This is a genomic window from Streptomyces sp. NBC_00483, from assembly GCF_036013745.1.
GTDB lineage: Bacteria > Actinomycetota > Actinomycetes > Streptomycetales > Streptomycetaceae > Streptomyces.
Genome location: NZ_CP107880.1, coordinates 5,519,592 through 5,535,601, shown reverse-complemented (window position 1 = coordinate 5,535,601; position 16,010 = coordinate 5,519,592). Strand labels below are relative to the sequence as shown.

General features: G+C 71.0%; 15 protein-coding genes. 5 read left to right on the top strand and 10 right to left on the bottom strand.

Annotation, left to right across the window (positions count from 1 at the left end; translation table 11 throughout):
* Window positions 1-14: 14 nt before the first annotated feature.
* Window positions 15-929 carry an SDR family oxidoreductase gene (locus tag OHA73_RS24810; protein ID WP_266712734.1) on the bottom strand — a complete coding sequence of 305 codons (915 nt, stop codon included), beginning with the start codon at window positions 927-929 and terminating at the stop codon, window positions 15-17.
* Window positions 930-1,030: 101 nt separating this feature from the next.
* Between OHA73_RS24810 and OHA73_RS24805 the strand changes: the two genes are divergently transcribed.
* Window positions 1,031-1,957 (top strand): cyclase family protein, encoded by a 927-nt coding sequence (locus OHA73_RS24805; protein WP_327656154.1) that lies wholly within the window; start codon window positions 1,031-1,033, stop codon window positions 1,955-1,957.
* Between the two features lie 65 nt (window positions 1,958-2,022).
* On the opposite strand, the gene OHA73_RS24800 is transcribed toward OHA73_RS24805, so the two are convergent.
* The 4 genes from OHA73_RS24800 to OHA73_RS24785 all read right to left on the bottom strand — a co-directional run bounded on the left by OHA73_RS24800 (window position 2,023) and on the right by OHA73_RS24785 (window position 6,192).
* Window positions 2,023-2,478 carry an ATP-binding protein gene (locus tag OHA73_RS24800; protein ID WP_266712730.1) on the bottom strand — a complete coding sequence of 152 codons (456 nt, stop codon included), beginning with the start codon at window positions 2,476-2,478 and terminating at the stop codon, window positions 2,023-2,025.
* A gap of 486 nt (window positions 2,479-2,964) precedes the next feature.
* Window positions 2,965-3,828 (bottom strand): acyl-CoA dehydrogenase family protein, encoded by an 864-nt coding sequence (locus tag OHA73_RS24795; protein ID WP_266712728.1) that lies wholly within the window; start codon window positions 3,826-3,828, stop codon window positions 2,965-2,967.
* Window positions 3,829-3,830: 2 nt separating this feature from the next.
* Window positions 3,831-4,979 carry an acyl-CoA dehydrogenase family protein gene (locus OHA73_RS24790; RefSeq protein ID WP_327656153.1) on the bottom strand — a complete coding sequence of 383 codons (1,149 nt, stop codon included), beginning with the start codon at window positions 4,977-4,979 and terminating at the stop codon, window positions 3,831-3,833.
* Between the two features lie 10 nt (window positions 4,980-4,989).
* Complete coding sequence (locus OHA73_RS24785) at window positions 4,990-6,192, bottom strand: amidohydrolase family protein (protein ID WP_266712724.1); 1,203 nt, start codon at window positions 6,190-6,192, stop codon at window positions 4,990-4,992.
* A gap of 148 nt (window positions 6,193-6,340) precedes the next feature.
* On the opposite strand from OHA73_RS24785, the gene OHA73_RS24780 reads away from it, so the two are divergent.
* Window positions 6,341-7,888: a class I adenylate-forming enzyme family protein gene (locus OHA73_RS24780; RefSeq protein WP_327656152.1), complete on the top strand. Its 1,548-nt coding sequence runs from the start codon at window positions 6,341-6,343 to the stop codon at window positions 7,886-7,888.
* A 117-nt stretch (window positions 7,889-8,005) separates the two neighbouring features.
* Here OHA73_RS24780 and OHA73_RS24775 read toward each other — a convergent pair whose 3' ends face one another.
* Entirely contained in the window at window positions 8,006-8,509 is a 504-nt protein-coding gene (locus tag OHA73_RS24775) for an EF-hand domain-containing protein (RefSeq protein ID WP_323179674.1), read from the bottom strand.
* Between the two features lie 137 nt (window positions 8,510-8,646).
* Window positions 8,647-9,021, bottom strand: a complete 375-nt coding sequence (locus OHA73_RS24770) for an STAS domain-containing protein (protein ID WP_266712718.1) — start codon at window positions 9,019-9,021, stop codon at window positions 8,647-8,649.
* A gap of 304 nt (window positions 9,022-9,325) precedes the next feature.
* Between OHA73_RS24770 and OHA73_RS24765 the strand changes: the two genes are divergently transcribed.
* Both OHA73_RS24765 and OHA73_RS24760 read left to right on the top strand, forming a co-directional pair.
* Window positions 9,326-9,901, top strand: coding sequence for a sigma-70 family RNA polymerase sigma factor (locus tag OHA73_RS24765; protein ID WP_266712716.1), 576 nt, complete (start codon window positions 9,326-9,328; stop codon window positions 9,899-9,901).
* Window positions 9,898-11,238, top strand: a complete 1,341-nt coding sequence (locus OHA73_RS24760; protein ID WP_443063126.1) for a zf-HC2 domain-containing protein — start codon at window positions 9,898-9,900, stop codon at window positions 11,236-11,238. The genes OHA73_RS24765 and OHA73_RS24760 overlap by 4 nt, the downstream gene beginning before the upstream one ends.
* Before the next feature lie 209 nt (window positions 11,239-11,447).
* Here the strand turns inward: OHA73_RS24760 and purU are convergent, their stop codons facing one another.
* Together purU and OHA73_RS24750 are read right to left on the bottom strand one after the other, a co-directional pair.
* Window positions 11,448-12,314 carry a formyltetrahydrofolate deformylase gene (purU, locus tag OHA73_RS24755; RefSeq protein WP_267069614.1) on the bottom strand — a complete coding sequence of 289 codons (867 nt, stop codon included), beginning with the start codon at window positions 12,312-12,314 and terminating at the stop codon, window positions 11,448-11,450.
* Between the two features lie 49 nt (window positions 12,315-12,363).
* On the bottom strand, window positions 12,364-12,864 hold the full coding sequence (locus OHA73_RS24750) for an SCO4402 family protein (protein WP_327656151.1): 501 nt from the start codon (window positions 12,862-12,864) through the stop codon (window positions 12,364-12,366).
* A 117-nt stretch (window positions 12,865-12,981) separates the two neighbouring features.
* Here OHA73_RS24750 and OHA73_RS24745 point away from each other — a divergent pair, with 117 nt between their 5' ends.
* Window positions 12,982-14,268 (top strand): ABC transporter substrate-binding protein, encoded by a 1,287-nt coding sequence (locus OHA73_RS24745; protein WP_266712710.1) that lies wholly within the window; start codon window positions 12,982-12,984, stop codon window positions 14,266-14,268.
* A 75-nt stretch (window positions 14,269-14,343) separates the two neighbouring features.
* Here OHA73_RS24745 and OHA73_RS24740 read toward each other — a convergent pair whose 3' ends face one another.
* Window positions 14,344-15,921, bottom strand: a complete 1,578-nt coding sequence (locus OHA73_RS24740) for a hypothetical protein (protein ID WP_443063125.1) — start codon at window positions 15,919-15,921, stop codon at window positions 14,344-14,346.
* Window positions 15,922-16,010 lie beyond the last annotated feature (89 nt).

Here is a 16,010-nt window from a genome sequence, read left to right as displayed (position 1 = left end):
CCCCGCCACCCCCGTTACTGGTTGGGTCGTTCCTTGGCGGCCGCCGCCCGGGCCATCTCCTGCAGCTGTTCAAGGAGCGGCATGGGGTCGGTGCCGACCGTCCCCGGCAGAAAGTCCGCGATCTTCTCCGGCGTCCAGGACCCGCCCTCCGCGTACCCGGCGCGCAGCTCGCGCGGCTGCGCCCACACGGCGATCTTCGGCCCGGCCACCGTGTACACCTGCCCGGTGATCTTCTCCTCGCGGGCCCGCTCGCTGAGCAGATAGACGACGAACGCCGCGACGTCCTCCGGCTCCCCGATCTCCTTCAGCGTCATCGGCACGTTCGCCGACATCCGCGTACGGGCCACGGGCGCGACGGCATTCGCGGTCACGCCGTACTTGTTGAGCCCGAGCGCCGCGCTCCGTACGAGGGAGATGATGCCGCCCTTGGCCGAGGCGTAGTTGGCCTGCGCCACGGAGCCCTGATGGTTGCCGCTGGTGAAGCCGATGAGCGTGCCGGTCTTCTGCTTGCGCATGACGGCGGACGCGGCACGGAAGACGGTGAAGGTGCCCTTGAGGTGGGTCTGGACGACCGGGTCCCACTCCTCCTCGGCCATGTTGAACAGCATCCGCTCGCGCAGGATCCCGGCGACGCACACCACTCCGTCGATCCGCCCGTACTCGTTCACGGCCGTGTCCACGATGCGCTGACCACCGGCCATCGTCGACACGTCGTCGGCCACGGCCACGGCGCTGCCGCCCGCCGCCTCGATCTCCTTGACGACGCCCAGCGCCACGTCCGACGTGGGCTCGCCGCCTTCTATGGACACCCCGTAGTCGTTGACGACGACCTTGGCGCCCTCGGCGGCGCACGCGAGCGCCACCGCCCTGCCGATGCCTCGCCCCGCTCCCGTGACGGCGACGACCTTGCCTGCCAAGAAGTTCCCCATGCCCGGCCCCTTCCCGCGGTTTCTGACGACCCGTTAGATTTCAACTCCGGTCGGATTCTACGACCCGTCAGATACCGGAACACAAGACCCGGGAGGACCCGATGCCCCTGCCCGCCGAGTTCCACGACATCGCCAAACGCGTGAACAACTGGGGGCGTTGGGGGGAGGCCGACGAGATCGGCACCCTGAATCTCGTCACCGACGAGGTCGTGCGCGAGGCCGCCACCGAGGTCCGCACGGGCCGCCGCGTCCCCCTCGCGCTGCCTCTCAAGGAGGACGGCGTGCAGTCGGGCCTGATCCCCGGCCGCATCAACCCGTTCCACACGATGGTGCAGATCAACCAGGAGATCTTCGGCCCGGAGACCGTCGCCACCAGCGACGACGCGGTGACGATGGGCCTTCAGGCGGCGACCCACTGGGACGCCCTCACGCACGTCTCGCACTCGGGCAAGCTCTACAACGGCCGCCCCGCCGACACCATCACGGCACACCACGGCGCCGAGTTCAGCGGTATCGACAAGGCGCCGTACATCGTCTCGCGCGGCGTCCTGCTCGACGTGGCGGCGGCGAAGGGCCTCGACCGGCTGCCCGGGGACCACGCGGTCACGCCCGAGGACCTGGACGAGGCGGCCGAGTTCGGGCGGGTGACGGTCCGGGCCGGCGACATCGTGCTCGTACGGACCGGGCAGATCCAGGTGTATCTCGCGGGCGACAAGCACGGCTACGGCTATCCGTCGCCGGGCCTTTCGGTGCGTACGCCCGAGTGGTTCCACGCGCGGAACGTGGCGGCCGTCGCCAACGACACCCTGACCTTCGAGATCTTCCCGCCGGAGATCGAGAACCTGTGGCTGCCCGTGCATGCGCTCGACCTGGTCGAGATGGGGATGCTGCAGGGCCAGAACTGGAATCTCGAATCTTTGTCCACAGCCTGTGGAGAAGTTCGGCGTTATTCGTTCCTGCTGTCGGCGATGCCGGAACCCTTCAAGGGCGGGACGGGGACGCCGGTGGCTCCCGTGGCGGTGTTCTGACGGTCCCACCGGACACGGAAAGCGGCGCGGGCTCCCCCACGGGGCCCGCGCCGCTTCGTGCGCGCTCACACCGCTTCGAACGCCACACCCTGGAAAGCACCGGCCGTCGCGACCGCGCACTGGTCGATCTCACACCAGATGGCCTTGCCCGTCCCCTCGGGGCGCCAGCCCCAGCGGTCCGCGAGCCCGTCGACGAGTTCGAGCCCCCGCCCGTTCGTCTCCTCGCCGTCCGCGTGCCGAGGCGTCGGCGGCTGCTCGCAGGTGTCGGCGACCTCCACGCGAACGGTGCCGAGGCACGCCTCCGGGACACCACTGGGCAACGCCATGCGCAGCACGGCTGGATGCCCCGTGTGCACCACGGCGTTGGTGACCAGCTCGGAGACGATCAGAATCAGCGTCTCCGCCAAGGACTCATCGGCCTCTATGCCCGAACCGGCGAGACGCGAACGCGCCCACCTGCGGGCCCGCCCCACCTCTGCGGGGTCGGCCCCGACCTCCAGTTGAACCTGAAGCACCTGCACCGCTCACACCATCCGAATCCGGCGGGACCGCTGGAGTACTGCCTCGCGCCACTTACCGTGCTGTCCAGTGAGAGGGATCACGGAACGTGAACCCCTTGGAGCACAGCATGGTTGACGTTCAGTCACCCCAACAAGCGCTTCGGGCATATTCCAGCGCGAAGGAGTACGCGTGCGGCATACTGTGCGACGCGTCTTGCCGGGGGTCGAACAGGCGGGCGCAAAACCCCGCCACGCGCTGCGAGCGGCGCACATCGTGGGGCCCGGAGTTGCCTCGGAGACAACACCGGCGCCGTCGCTCGGGTTCAGCACCACTCGCATCTGCCACAAGGTACCGGAGCGGAACGCCGACTCCGTGCCGTGACGAGCCTCCCGCAGGACACAACCCGATAACCACGCACGGTCACTGTGCGTGCACCCTTGCTCAGGCCCTCCGCTCAGGCAGCCGCGCGTTCGCTTTCCGGACGCGCGGCCGCCTCCTTACGTAGGTCAGAGCGCGGCCGCGAGCGTCTCCTCCGCGTCCCTCGCGCTGCCGCCCAACTCGGCCCGCACCCACGCCCGCTTCAGATGCAGGTGCACGTCGGCCTCCCAGGTGAAGCCCATGCCGCCGTGCACCTGGAGGCAGTCCCTGGCGCCCTGCACGGCGGCCTCGTCGGCGAGCAGTTCGGCCGCCGCGACCTCGACCGGATCGGCGGTGACGGCCGCCGCGTACACGGCGGCGCGGGCCACCTCGACCCGTACGAGCATCTCGGCGCACAGGTGTTTCACCGCCTGGAACGAGCCGATCGGTGATCCGAACTGCTCACGCTCCCGGGCGTGTTGGACCGCCATGTCGAGCGTCCGGCCGGCCGATCCGAGCTGTTCGGCGGCGTACAGGAGGGTCGCTTCGAGGGGGACGGGGGCGGGCCCGGGGAGCGCGTGCAGGGGGGTGAGCGGGTCCGCCGAGGCGATCGGGCGGGCCCTGGAGGCGTCGCCGCGCACCACGTTCGCGTCGTCCCGCCACGGCAGCAGGGACCCGTACGGCGTGGTCACCACCGCCTCGCCGGCCGCGGCGCCCGGCACCTCGCCCGCCGCGAGGAAGGTGGCCACCAGCGGGCCCGGCACAAGGGCTCGCCCCACTTCCTCGAACACCACGACGGCGTCGGGCAGGCCGAGCCCCACCCCGCCCTCCGACTCCGGCAGGCACAGCGAAAACAGCCCGGCCTCGCCGAGCTCGCGCCACAGCCCCCGGTCGACGGCCGGGGTGTCGGCGTCCACCGCGGCCCGCAGCGCGTCGCGCCCGAACCGCCCGGCGAGGAGTTCCCGTGTGCCCTCGCGCAACGCCCGCTGTTCCTCGGTCAGTTGGAAATGCACGCCTACCGTCCCCCCTTTGAAGACCTGGGCAGCCCGAGGATCCGCTCGGCGACGATGTTCCGCTGGATCTGCGAGGTGCCGGCGGCGATCGTGTACGACAGCGAGGAGAGCCGGTCGAGCGTCCACTCCTGGTCGGTGTCGAGGGCGCCCGCACCACCGAGGACCCGGGCAGCGGCCTCGTACAGCCGCTGCCGGGCGTGCGAGTAGCGCAGCTTGAAGACCGAGCCGCCCACGCCCGGCACGCCGCCGGTCGCCTGTGCCTCGCTCACGTTCCACTGCGTGAGCCGCCACAGGGCGCCGAACTCGGCCGACAGCAGCCCGAGTTCGCGGCGGAGCACGGCGTCGTCCCAGCGGCCGGTCTTCTTCGCATGGGCGGCGAGCTCGCCGAGCACCCGGCGGCAGGCGACGACCTCGCCGACGAACGCGGTGCCGCGCTCGAAGGACAGGGTCACCATGGTCACGCGCCAGCCGTCGTTCTCCTCGCCGACCCGGTTGCCGACCGGCACCCGCACGTCGTCGAGGAACATCTCGGCGAACTCGGTCGACCCGGCGAGCGTGCGCAGCGGCCGCACCGTGATGCCGGGCGCGTCCATCGGCATGGCGAGCCAGGAGATGCCGCGATGCTTGGGCGCCGACGGGTCGGTGCGGACCAGGAGTTCGCACCAGTCGGCGACCTCCGCGTGCGAGGTCCAGATCTTCGAGCCGCTGATCACGTACTCGTCGCCCTCGCGCCGGGCCTTCGTACGCAGCGCCGCGAGGTCGGATCCGGCGTCCGGTTCGCTGAACCCCTGGCACCACACCTCGTCCCCGCGCAGGATCGGCGCGAGCCACCGGTCCCGCTGACCGGGGCTGCCCTCGGCGGCGATGGTCGGCCCCGCGTGCAGCAGCCCGACGAAATTCGCGCCTACGTAGGGTGCGCCCGCCTTTTCCGTCTCCTCCAGGAAGATGAGCCTCTTCGTGGGCGAGGCGTCCCAGTGCACCTCCCCGTACCCGGCGTCGTACAGGCGCCGCTGCCAGCCCATGTCGTACGCGCGTCTGCCCGGCCAGTCGTCGGGCGACGGCTTCGGGGGCAGCGTGGGCAGCACGCCGCCCAGCCACTCCCGAAGCCGCGCCCGGAACCCCTCTTCTTCGTCCGTGTACGTGAGGTCCATGGCGGACGCCCTACTTGCGGTCCTTGTCGAGGTCCAGATCGAGCATGCGGATGGCGTTGCCGCGCATCAGCTTGTAGATCGTCTCGTCGTCGAGGCCCTTCACGTGGTCGAGCGCGACCTCCTTGGTGTTCGGGAAGGTCGAGTCGACGTGCGGATAGTCCGTCTCGAACGTCGCGTTGTCCCGGCCGACGGTGTCGATGGACGCCACCCCGTGCTTGTCACGGAAGAAGCAGCAGAAGATCTGCCGGTAGTAGTACGTGGACGGGGGCTCGGGGATCAGGTCCCGGACGCCGCCCCACGCGCGGTGCTCCTCCCACACGTCGTCGGCGCGCTCCAGGGCGTACGGGATCCAGCCCATCTGCCCCTCGCTGTACGCGAGCTTGAGCCGCGGGAACTTCACGAGGACGCCGCTGAACAGGAAGTCCATCATCGAGGCCATCGCGTTGTTGAAGCTGAGCGAGGCCTGGACGGCGGGCGGCGCGTCCGGGGACGCGGCCGGCATCTGGGACGAGGACCCGATGTGCATGTTCACGACGGTGCCGGTCTCCTCGCACACCGCGAAGAACGGGTCCCAGTAGCCGGAGTGGATGGACGGCAGGCCCAGGTGGGTCGGGATCTCGGAGAACGTCACGGCCTTGACGCCGCGCGCGGCATTGCGCCGGATCTCCGCGACGGCGAGCTCGATGTCCCACAGCGGGATGATGCACAGCGGGATCAGCCGGCCGCCGCTGTCCCCGCACCACTCCTCGACCATCCAGTCGTTGTAGGCGCGCACGCAGGCGAGCGCGACCTCCTTGTCGTGCGCCTCCGCGAACGTCTGCCCGCAGAAGCGGGGGAAGGTCGGGAAGCAGAGACTGGCCTCGACGTGGTTGAGGTCCATGTCGGCGAGGCGGGCCTTGGGGTCCCAGCACCCGCGGCGCATCTCGGCCCGCGTGATCCCCTCCAGGGTCATGTCGTCGCGGTCGAAGCCGACGGCCGCGATGTTGCGCTTGTACGGGAACTTGAGGTCCTCGTAGATCCACCAGTCCGTGGGCGGTCCCGCCGGATCCATCGTGATCCGGTACTTGCCCGCCACGTAGGCGAGTTCGCCGATTCCCTCGGTCAGCGGCTTCGGCCCCTTGTCCCGGTACTTGGCCGGCAGCCAGGTCTCGAAGAGATGAGGCGGTTCGATCACATGGTCGTCGACGCTGACGATGCGCGGCAGTTCCGTCATGAGTGTTCAGCCCCTCGCCGTATCTGATGACCCGTCAGAAAGCAGGCTAGCCCCGCACCTCTGGACCGACAAGGAGCGCGGACTTACGCTCTCAGCCAGATCTGACAACCCGTCAGGTGACGGCACCGGCCGTGAAGGGGTTCTGGAGATGACCGACACCGCACACGCCCTGGGCGCCTCCCGCACGCTCTGGGAGCTGGTCGAGCGCCGCGCCGAACTCACCCCCGACCGCCCGGTGCTGCTCCAGGGCGAACGCACCCTGACCTTCGGCGAATTGCGCGACCGCTGTGAGCGCGTGGCGGCGGGCCTCTACGACCTGGGCATCCGCCCCGGCACGGTGGTCGCCTGGCAGCTCCCCACCCGCATCGAGACGGCGCTGCTCTCCTTCGCACTCGCCCGCATCGGGGCGGTGCAGTCGCCGGTCATCCCCTTCTACCGGGACCGCGAAGTCGGCTTCGCGCTACGGGAGTCGAAGGCCGACTTCTTCGCGACACCCGGCGTGTGGCGCGGCTTCGACCACACCGACATGGCGCGGCGGCTCGGCGCGCGCGGCATCTTCGAGGCGTACGAGAACCTGCCGGAGGGCGACCCGTCCGTACTGCCCCCGCCGCCCGCCTCCGGCACGGACGTCCGCTGGATCTACTGGACGTCGGGCACGACGTCCGACCCCAAGGGCGTGCTGCACACGGACCGTTCCCTCATCGCGGGCGGCTCCTGCCTCGCCCACGCCCTGCACCTGTCGTCGTCCGACGTCGGCTCGATGGCGTTCCCGTTCGCGCACATAGCGGGCCCCGACTACACCGTGATGCTGCTCCTGTACGGCTTCCCTGCGGTGATGTTCGAGCACTTCGCGATGCCGGACTCGCTGGCGGAGTACCGGCGGCACGGCGTCACGGTGGCGGGCGGCTCGACGGCCTTCTACTCGATGTTCCTGACCGAACAGCGCAAGCAGCCGGACGAGAAGCTGATCCCCACGCTGCGCCTGCTGGCGGGCGGCGGGGCGCCGAAACCGCCGGAGGTCTACCACTCGGTCGTCCGCGAGATGGACGTCCAACTCACCCACGGATACGGCATGACCGAGGTGCCGATGATCACGATGGGCGCGCCCGACGACACCGCCGAGATGCTGGCGACGACGGAGGGCCGGCCGCCGGAGGGCATGGAGATCCGCGTCGTCGACGCCGACGGCAAGCAGGTGCCGCCCGGCGTCGACGGCGACGTACGCCTGCACGGCGAGGCCGTCTGCCAGGGCTACCTGGACCCGCACCAGACCACGGACGCCTTCGACGAGGACGGCTTCCTGATCACCGGCGACCTGGGACACCTGCTGCCCGCGGGCCACCTGGTCCTCACCGGCCGCGCCAAGGACGTCATCATCCGCAAGGGCGAGAACATCTCCGCGAAGGAGATCGAGGACCTGCTGCACGAACACCCCGCGGTCCAGGACGCGGCGGTGATCGGCCTGCCCGACACGGAACGCGGGGAGCGCGTATGCGCTGTTCTCGAACTACGCGCGGGGCAGACCGAGTTGACCCTGCCCGAACTCACCACGTACCTCCGCGAACAGGGCCTGTCCACGTTCAAACTGCCGGAACAGCTGGAGGTCCTGGAGGCACTCCCACGCAACGAAACGCTCCGCAAGGTCCTGAAGTACAAACTGCGCGAGCGCTTCGGAACCACTCCCAGCGGCGATTGAGCCCATTCAAGCCCCGTTCTGGGACGAGAGCCCGCGGGGTCCGGGGCCAATCAAGCCCCGCCGGCGATTGAGGCGCGGGGTCCGGGGCAGAGCCCCGAGACCGCAACGCCGGTGCCGCTATTCCGGAACGGTGAAGTACCGAGCGAACGCCCGGACCGCCGCATCCTCCGAGATCCGGCCGGAGGCATCCGCGTCCAACGCGGCCGCCGCCGCCCGCGCCACATCCGCCTCCACCCCGAGCACGCCGAGCACCCGCACCGCGGTATCCACATCGACCCCGCCCCCGGAGGCCTCCGCACCGGCCACCGCGAGGGCCCAGCGCAAGAACGGCCTGGCGATCTCGGCAAACCGGTCCGGATTGTCCCGCAACCGCTTCACGGCCCCGGTCACGAACTCCTCGCGGGTCACCCGCTGGTCCCCGTCGACGTCCGCGATCCCGGCCATGCCCTGCCAGAACGCCTCGGCCCCGGCGAACAGCGCCTGCCCCCGCTCGGAGCGGGCCGCCACACCGAACTCGGCGAGCAGCGCCTTCGCGGCGACGTAGAAGTCCTCGCGGTCGATGTATCCGTTGCCGTCCTGGTCGAAGCCGGCGAACCGGGCCGCGATCCTCCGCTCGTCCATGCTCATGGGCCGCCTCTCGCGTCGTTGGGTGCTACGCATCGGAGCGTACGACGGCGCCGGGCGCGCACGCCCCGAACTGCGGTGTTTGTGTCAAGGCCGGTGAAAATCCGGTACAAGCCGTTACCCGGTACAAGCCGTTACGCCGACATCGGTGCCGCGTCCTCGTCCACCGCAGAGGCGACGTCCGGGTAGACGTCGAAGAGGCGGCGGACGCCGAGGGCGCCGAGCACGCGGTTCACGTGGGAGCCGTCGACCGCGCCCTGGGCCGGCAGGATCAGGCGCAGGCGGCCCTGGCAGGAGCGCATCAGGCGGCGTGCCGCGATCAGCACACCGACGCCGCTCGAATCACAGAACAGCACGTCGGAGAGGTCGAGCACGACGCTGCGGCGGCCTTCCGCCACCGCTTCGTGCACCTGCTGGCGCAGCGCCGGGGACGTCACCAGGTCCATTTCGCCGGACACGCACACGACGGCCCAGTCGCCCTGCCCTGACTCGGTCACCTTGAGCGTCACGCGCCATGCCTCTCGTTCGGGAATATCGACGATCCGGAATCTGTCCCTACGTTTCTTCTGCGCGGCTGCCCTGCCGCACCGGGATGAAACACTCCCGCAGACCTATCACATATGGCCTGGTTAAGCCCTGGCCGGTCACATGTGAAGCAAATCGCTCATCGTGTTTCCGGGGGCGAATGCCTTTACCACCTACTGCTCCCCAGGCGCGCACAATGCGGCAAAGGAGAGTGCACTGTCGGCGCCGACAGTTACATTCGAGTAGCAAGGCAGAGTAGATGGTTCGGGCAGTCGGTGAGGGGGCCCCATGCCCAAGGACACCCCGTCCCGCTGGGACCGCAGGATGCAGCAGCGCCTGGCCCACGGGGAGGCGGCCGCGCTCGGCGAGCTCTACGACCGGTTCGCCTCACTGGTGCACGGCCTGGCGCACCGCGTGCTCGACGACGAGACGGCGGCCGACCAGATCACCCGTGACGTGTTCACACAGATCTGGGAGAATCCGGAGTCCTACGACCCCAAGCAGGGCCCGCTGCGCTCTTTCATCGCCACTCTCACCCACCGGCACGCGGTGCAGCGCCTGCGCCAGACCGAGTCCGCCGCCCTCGTGCGCACCGGGCTCGGCACCACCGAGGACCTGGAGCGCAAGGTGCGTCACGCCTCCGCAGCGGCCCGCGCCGACTACATCGTGACGTCCATGCCCGCCCCGCTGCGCGAAGCGCTCAACCTCGCGTACTTCCAGCGCCGTGACTACCGCCAGACCGCCGCCGACCTCGGCGTCACCGAGGACGAGGCCCGCCGCAGGCTCCGCCTCGGCCTGCAGCTCCTGTCGACGGCCCACAACGCGGGCACACCTCCCGGCCGCAGCTACGGGAGGCCGGCGTGAGCGCGGCGAACGGGCCGGGCCGGTTCAACCCCTTCGAGGAGGAGCCCGAGGGCGCCGGAGAAGGTGAACAGCAAGGCGGGAACGAGGCGTTCGGCAGGGACCAGCCGTCGCCCGGCGCCGCGGGCCCCGGCCCCGCGGACCGACCCTGGATACCGACGCCCCGCTCCTCCGTCGAGGACGCCGGCCGCCCGCTGCCCGAGGTCACGGCGGCCGAACCGGCCGTCCTGGAGCACCGCGTCCTCAAGTCGCTGCTCGGCGCCTGGGCGCTGGCCGCCTGCTCCCCCGAGGAAGCGGCCGCCGTCGAGATCCACCTCGGCGACTGCGGCGCCTGCGCCGAGGAGGCGCTGCGGCTGCGCGACGCCGTCGGCCTGCTGCACGCCGAGGAGAGCCTCGACCTCGACCCGATGCTGCGCTCCCGCGTCCTGGAGGGCTGCCTCACCCGGCGCCCCGCCCGCATCCCCGTCCCCGGCTGGGCCACCCCGTACGACGCGGAGACCGCCCGGCTCGACGCGCTGCTCCAGGACATCGGCGACGGCGAATGGCACGCGCCGGTGCGGCTCCGCTGGTACGAGGGGGCGGAGCAGGTCGGCAAGAAGACCACGGTCGCGGGTGTGATCGCCCATCTCACCAGCGTCGACGGCCTGGTCGCCCGCGCCCTCGGCCTGGAGGACCCCTCCCCCGTGCCGCCGGAGCTCGGCCCCACCGCGAGGACCAAGGCGTACTGGAAGTCGTCCTACTTCCCGCCCACGCGCGCGGTACGGGCGCCCTGGCGCGAGCAGTCGCACGCCGTCATCCGCACGGTGTCCTTCGCGGGCTCGGACGAGGCCGGCGCCGGAGGCTCGGGTCAACTCCCCGTGTCGTACGGCAATTTCGAGCTCGCGCTGCGCGACGCCATGATCGACCGGGCCTTCGAGTGCTGGATCCACGCCGGTGACATCGCGGACGCGGTCGACTACCCCTACGAGGCCCCGTCCCCGCGCCACCTCAACCGAATGATCGACCTCGCCGCCCGGCTGCTCCCCGGCTCCCTGGCCGCGCGCCGTCGACACGGCCTCGCGGCCCCCGCCCGGGAACTCGTCGGTGCGGGGCGCCCCGGCCGCAGCCTGCGCCTGGAGGTCGAGGGGGCGGGTGGCGGCGAGTGGCTGATCGCCCTCGACTCCCCCGCGGCGGTCGGCTCCGACGAGCGGGAAGTGGCCCATGTCGCCCTGGACGGCGTCGAATTCTGCCGCCTCGCCGCGGGCCACGTCCTCCCGGAGGAAGCGGCAGCGGGCCAGATCGGCGACCGCGAGGCCATCCGCGACGTCTTGTCTGCGACGGCTGGCCTGAGCCGGTTGTGACGCCGAGCCAAGCTCCGTTCGGCCATCCAAGCCCGGTTCGGTGCCATCAAGCCCGGTTCGGCAAAATCAAGCCCCGCTCTGGGACGAGAGCCCGCGGGGTCCGGGGCAGAGCCCCGTGTCCTTCGCCCCGTCGGGGTTGACGCCGCGGGGCTCTGCCCCGGACCCCGCGCCTCAATCGCCGGCGGGGCTTAAGTTGCCGGCGGGGCTGATCAGGCGAAGACGACCGTACGCCGACCGTTCAAAAGAATCCTGCGCTCCGCATGCCACTTCACGGCCCGCGCCAGCGCCTGGCACTCGACGTCCCGCCCGATGGCGACCAGCTGATCCGGCGTGACGTCATGCCCGACCCGCTCGACCTCCTGCTCGATGATCGGCCCCTCGTCGAGGTCGGCCGTCACGTAGTGCGCGGTCGCACCGATCAGCTTCACACCACGCGCATGCGCCTGGTGGTACGGCTTCGCGCCCTTGAAGCTCGGCAGGAACGAGTGGTGGATGTTGATGATCCGCCCGCTGAGCTGCTTGCACAGGTCGTCCGACAGCACCTGCATGTACCGCGCGAGCACGACCAGCTCGACGCCCTCGTCCCGCACCAGATCGAGCACCTGCTGCTCGGCCTGCGCCTTCGTCTCCTTCGTCACCGGGATGTGGTGGAAGGGGATGTCGTACGAGGCGACCAGCTCGGCGAACTCCGTGTGGTTGGAGACGACCGCGGCGATGTCGACCGGCAGCGCGCCGATCCGGGCCCGGAAGAGCAGGTCGTTGAGGCAGTGGCCGAACTTGCTGACCATCAGGACGACCTTCATCCGGTCCGAGGCCCGGTGGATCTGCCAGTCCATCTGGAACGAGTCGCCGATCGCGGCGAAGCTGGCGCGCAGCTTCTCCACGGTCACGTGGGTGTCCGCGCTGAAGTGGACGCGCATGAAGAACAGTCCCGTGTCGTGGTCACCGAACTGCTGGCTGTCCTCGATGTTGCAGCCGGTCATGAAGAGGTAGCTCGACACGGCGTGCACGATGCCCTGCTTGTCGGGGCAGGAGAGGGTGAGGACGTACTGCTCGGGGGCGGACTGCGCGTTCATGGGCCAAGGGTCCCATACCCTCGGCCCCTCCCACCGAGCTGTCCGGCGGTTACGCCGCCCTCGTCACGATCCGCAGCACCTCGAGGGTCTGCGGGGCCATGTCCGGGTCCTCGCCGTCGCTCGTGGCGAGCCTCACATGGGCGTCGCGGGCCGCGCGGACCGCCTCCGGCCAGCCCTCGTGGTTCAGATACGCGGCGACCGGGGCGTCGGGGCCCACCTGGTGCATGATCCGCAGGACCCGGAGCACGGCGGAGTCGACGAGCGCCGCCTCCTGCGAGTCCCGGAAGATCGTCCCGACGTATTTCTCGGCGGACCAGTTGTCCAGCCAGGTGTCCTCGACGAGGCGGTACACGGCGTCGGTCACGTCCCCGTATCCGTCCACGCCTGCCTGCCAGACGTCCCGCTGGAACGACGGGTCGGAGAGCATGTGCAGCGCGGAACGCACGTTGCTGCGCCAGCGCCACCACGGCATGTCGTTGAGTGGCATGCCGCCCATCTTCGTTGAGCGACGGCCGCGACGGGAAGAGTTGTCCGAGGTTTGCACGGTCATCGATCGTACGTCCCGGCCTCTTGAGCCCCGCACGACCCCCGTAATTCACCTCATTGTCACCACGCGTCGACCGCGGGTCACTCGACCGTTGGCGGTGCGGCGGAATCGTGCGGGCACATGACCGGCAGGCGCCCCAGCAGCACCCGTAACCGCATCGCCCCCCGAAGCCACATACGCACCGCGGCCGTGCTCCTGAGCGCCGCCCTGGTCGCCGGGTGCGGGCTCGTCCCCGGCGACGCCAAGGGCGCGGGAGACCGGCCGGTGACCGTCATGACCTGGGCCCCCGAGAAGACCAGGGCGACGAACATGCCCGGGGTGCCCGCCATGGCGCGGGCCTACGCACGCTGGATCAACGCCCACGGCGGCATCGGCGGCCGGACGCTGAAGGTCCTCACCTGCAACGACCACAACGACAGCGTGGACGCCGCCAGGTGCGCCCGCTCCGCCGTCGAGCACGACGCCGTGGCGGTCGTCGGCTCGTACAGCCAGCACTCGAACGCCTTCCTGCCGCCGCTGGAGTCCGCGGGCATCCCCTACATAGGCGGCTACGGCGCCACCGAGGCGGAGTTCACCAGCCCGCTGTCCTACCCTGTCAACGGCGGCCAGGCCGCCCTCCTCGCCGGCAACGGGCGCCAGCTGTCCGGGCCTTGCGCCCGCACCGTCCTGATCCGCCCCGACTCCATCGCCGGAGACCAGCTCGCGCCGCTGCTCAACTCCGGCCTCGCGCTGCGCCACCGCCCCGCCGCCGTCGACATGCTCGCCGCCGACGACGCCACCGACTACGCCGACCAGGCCCGCCGCGCCCTCGACACCGCGAGCCGGGCGCCGCAGGGCGAGGGCTGCGTCGCGGCGGTGCTCGGGGAGCGTACGAACACGTTCTTCGACTCGTTCCGGCGGCTGCGCGAGGACTACCCCTCGGTGCGCACCGCCACTGTCCTCGGCAGCGTCGACCAGACCGTCGTCGACCGCACCGGCGGCCCGGAGAGCCCCTACGAAGGGGCGTACGTGACCAGCTGGTACCCGGCGTCGGACGACGCGCGCTGGGACCCCATGAAGCGGGCGATCAACGAGCAGGCCTTCGGCGACAACCGGATCGACCCGGCGGACGCGGGCGTGCAGACCACCTGGATCGCGTACGAGGTGCTGCGGCAGATCATCGAGTCGGCCGGCGACGGCGCGGTCACCGCGCGCACCGTGCGCACCGCCCTCGACGACGACGTCAAGGTCACGACCGGCGGGCTCACGCCGCCGCTGCGCTGGGGCTACGACCACATGTCCCCGGTCGGCGACTTCCCGCGCCTGGTCAACGCGCGGGTGACCTTCCAGAAGGTCGTCTCCGGGCGGCTCAAGGCGACCAGGAAGTCCTCGGTGGACGTGACGGGCACGCTCGCCGGGCTTTCCTGATCGCGACCGCTTCCGAATCCGCGACTACCTCCGAGGCCGCGACTGCCTCCGAGATCGCGGCTGCCGCCGAACCCGTCAGAGCTGGACGGCCGAGCGCTGGGTCAGCCCGTACTTGCTCGCGATCTCGTTCCACAGCTTGGAGGCCTGCTGCTTCTGCGTGGACGCCGTGCCGCTCGCCCCGTCACCGGCCCTGCGCTCCGACGTCGGCTTGGCATGCCCCTTCTTGCACAGCGCGCGCTTCTTCCCAGCGACCTGGTCGCCCCACTTCGCGTAGTGGGCGTCCGCGGACGCGGAGGCCTTCCAGGCGCTGGTGAGCGCGGCGGTGAGACGGGCGTGCTCGGGCAGCTGGTCCACCTGAAGCGCGCCGAGGCGCGTCACCAGGTCGTTGCGCTGGTTCGCCGCGCTGCGCAGGTCCTTCGACGCCTGGGGCAGCGCCTTGCAGCCGCCGATGTTCGCGACCGAACGCACCACGGCAGAGCGGCTGTTGTTGGAATCGCCGAGCAGCTTGTCGAGCTCGACTGCCTGCGCCTTGGCCGGGTCGACGGACGGCGAGGCCGACTCGGACGCGGGCGCCGAGTTCGACACGTTCTTCGTCGCGTCCGTCTTCTTGTCGTCGTCGTCCCCGCCGCTGAGCATGGCGCCCGCGCCGACACCCACGACGAGGATGGCCACGCCGACCGCGGCGATCAGCGGCACCTTGGAACCCGTGCGGGTCTTGCCGCCGCGCGGGGGCTCGGGCTCGTACCCGTACTGCTGCGGGGGCGGCGTCATGCCCGTCATCCCCGGTCCACCGGGTCCGGGCGGCGCCGCGTTCGGGTCGAAGCGCGGCATCTGCTGCGTCGCTCCGGCCGCGCTCTCCGGCTCCGTACGGAACAGGGCGTCGAACTCGGCCGGCGGCTGCCGCTCACCGGGCGCTCCGGGACGTACCCCGTAGCCCTGGTCCTGAGCGGGCATCCCTTGAGCGGGCATCCCCTGAGCGGGCATCCCCTGAGGGGGCATCCCCTGGCCCGGCATCGGCTGCCCGGGCACCGGCGGTATGTACTGCGTGGCCTGGCTGTCCGGGGAGCCCCCGTAGCCGGGCGGCGCCGCATCGGGCATCGGCTGCGCGCGCCCCAGGAACTGCGTGGCGTCCGGGGCGGGAGCCTCCGGCGGCAGCCCGGGACCGGCCGCGTACTGGGCCGCCTGCTGCTGCGCCGGGGGTATGTACTGCGTGGCGTCCCCGTCGTAGGCACCGGGGGCGGGTCCCGCGGGAGCCGCGGGCGGCAGCGGCCCCGCCTCCGCGTACTGCTGCGGCAGCGCCTGCGCGGGCTGCTGCTGCGGCAGGGCGGCACCGTAGGACTGGTGCGGCAGCGCATGGGGGTCCTGCTGCTGCGCGGGCGGCATCGCCGCGGCGCCCTGCGGCTGGCCCCACTCGTACGTAGGCATGGACCCGTCGTAGGTCGGCATCGGCCCGGCGTTGTGCGCCTGCTGGGACTCGGGCCCCCAGGGCTGCCCCCACGGGCTCGCGCCCGCCGGACCCGCCTGGTCGCCGTACGTGCCCGGCAACAGGGGCTCACCGCCGTCGGCAGGCAGCACGACACCTTCGTGCGTCTGCCGCGCCTGCGGAAGGTGCGGGCGTTCGCCCTGCCCACTCTGCCCGCTCTGCTCCGTCACCGTAAGACTCCTACGTAGGGGGTCGGAATCGTCGGCTCACGCTACCGGGTCTTCGTACGCCCGTGCTACGCACCTCAAACCCCGGAAGC

Bases quoted from the DNA above. Each gene is read 5' to 3' on its own strand.
- OHA73_RS24810 (WP_266712734.1), bottom strand. From the start codon at position 929: ATGGGGAACTTCTTGGCAGGCAAGGTCGTCGCCGTCACGGGAGCGGGG.
- OHA73_RS24805 (WP_327656154.1), top strand. From the start codon at position 1,031: ATGCCCCTGCCCGCCGAGTTCCACGACATCGCCAAACGCGTGAACAAC.
- OHA73_RS24790 (WP_327656153.1), bottom strand. From the start codon at position 4,979: ATGGACCTCACGTACACGGACGAAGAAGAGGGGTTCCGGGCGCGGCTT.
- OHA73_RS24785 (WP_266712724.1), bottom strand. From the start codon at position 6,192: ATGACGGAACTGCCGCGCATCGTCAGCGTCGACGACCATGTGATCGAA.
- OHA73_RS24780 (WP_327656152.1), top strand. From the start codon at position 6,341: ATGACCGACACCGCACACGCCCTGGGCGCCTCCCGCACGCTCTGGGAG.
- OHA73_RS24775 (WP_323179674.1), bottom strand. From the start codon at position 8,509: ATGGACGAGCGGAGGATCGCGGCCCGGTTCGCCGGCTTCGACCAGGAC.
- OHA73_RS24765 (WP_266712716.1), top strand. From the start codon at position 9,326: ATGCCCAAGGACACCCCGTCCCGCTGGGACCGCAGGATGCAGCAGCGC.
- purU (WP_267069614.1), bottom strand. From the start codon at position 12,314: ATGAACGCGCAGTCCGCCCCCGAGCAGTACGTCCTCACCCTCTCCTGC.
- OHA73_RS24750 (WP_327656151.1), bottom strand. From the start codon at position 12,864: ATGACCGTGCAAACCTCGGACAACTCTTCCCGTCGCGGCCGTCGCTCA.
- OHA73_RS24745 (WP_266712710.1), top strand. From the start codon at position 12,982: ATGACCGGCAGGCGCCCCAGCAGCACCCGTAACCGCATCGCCCCCCGA.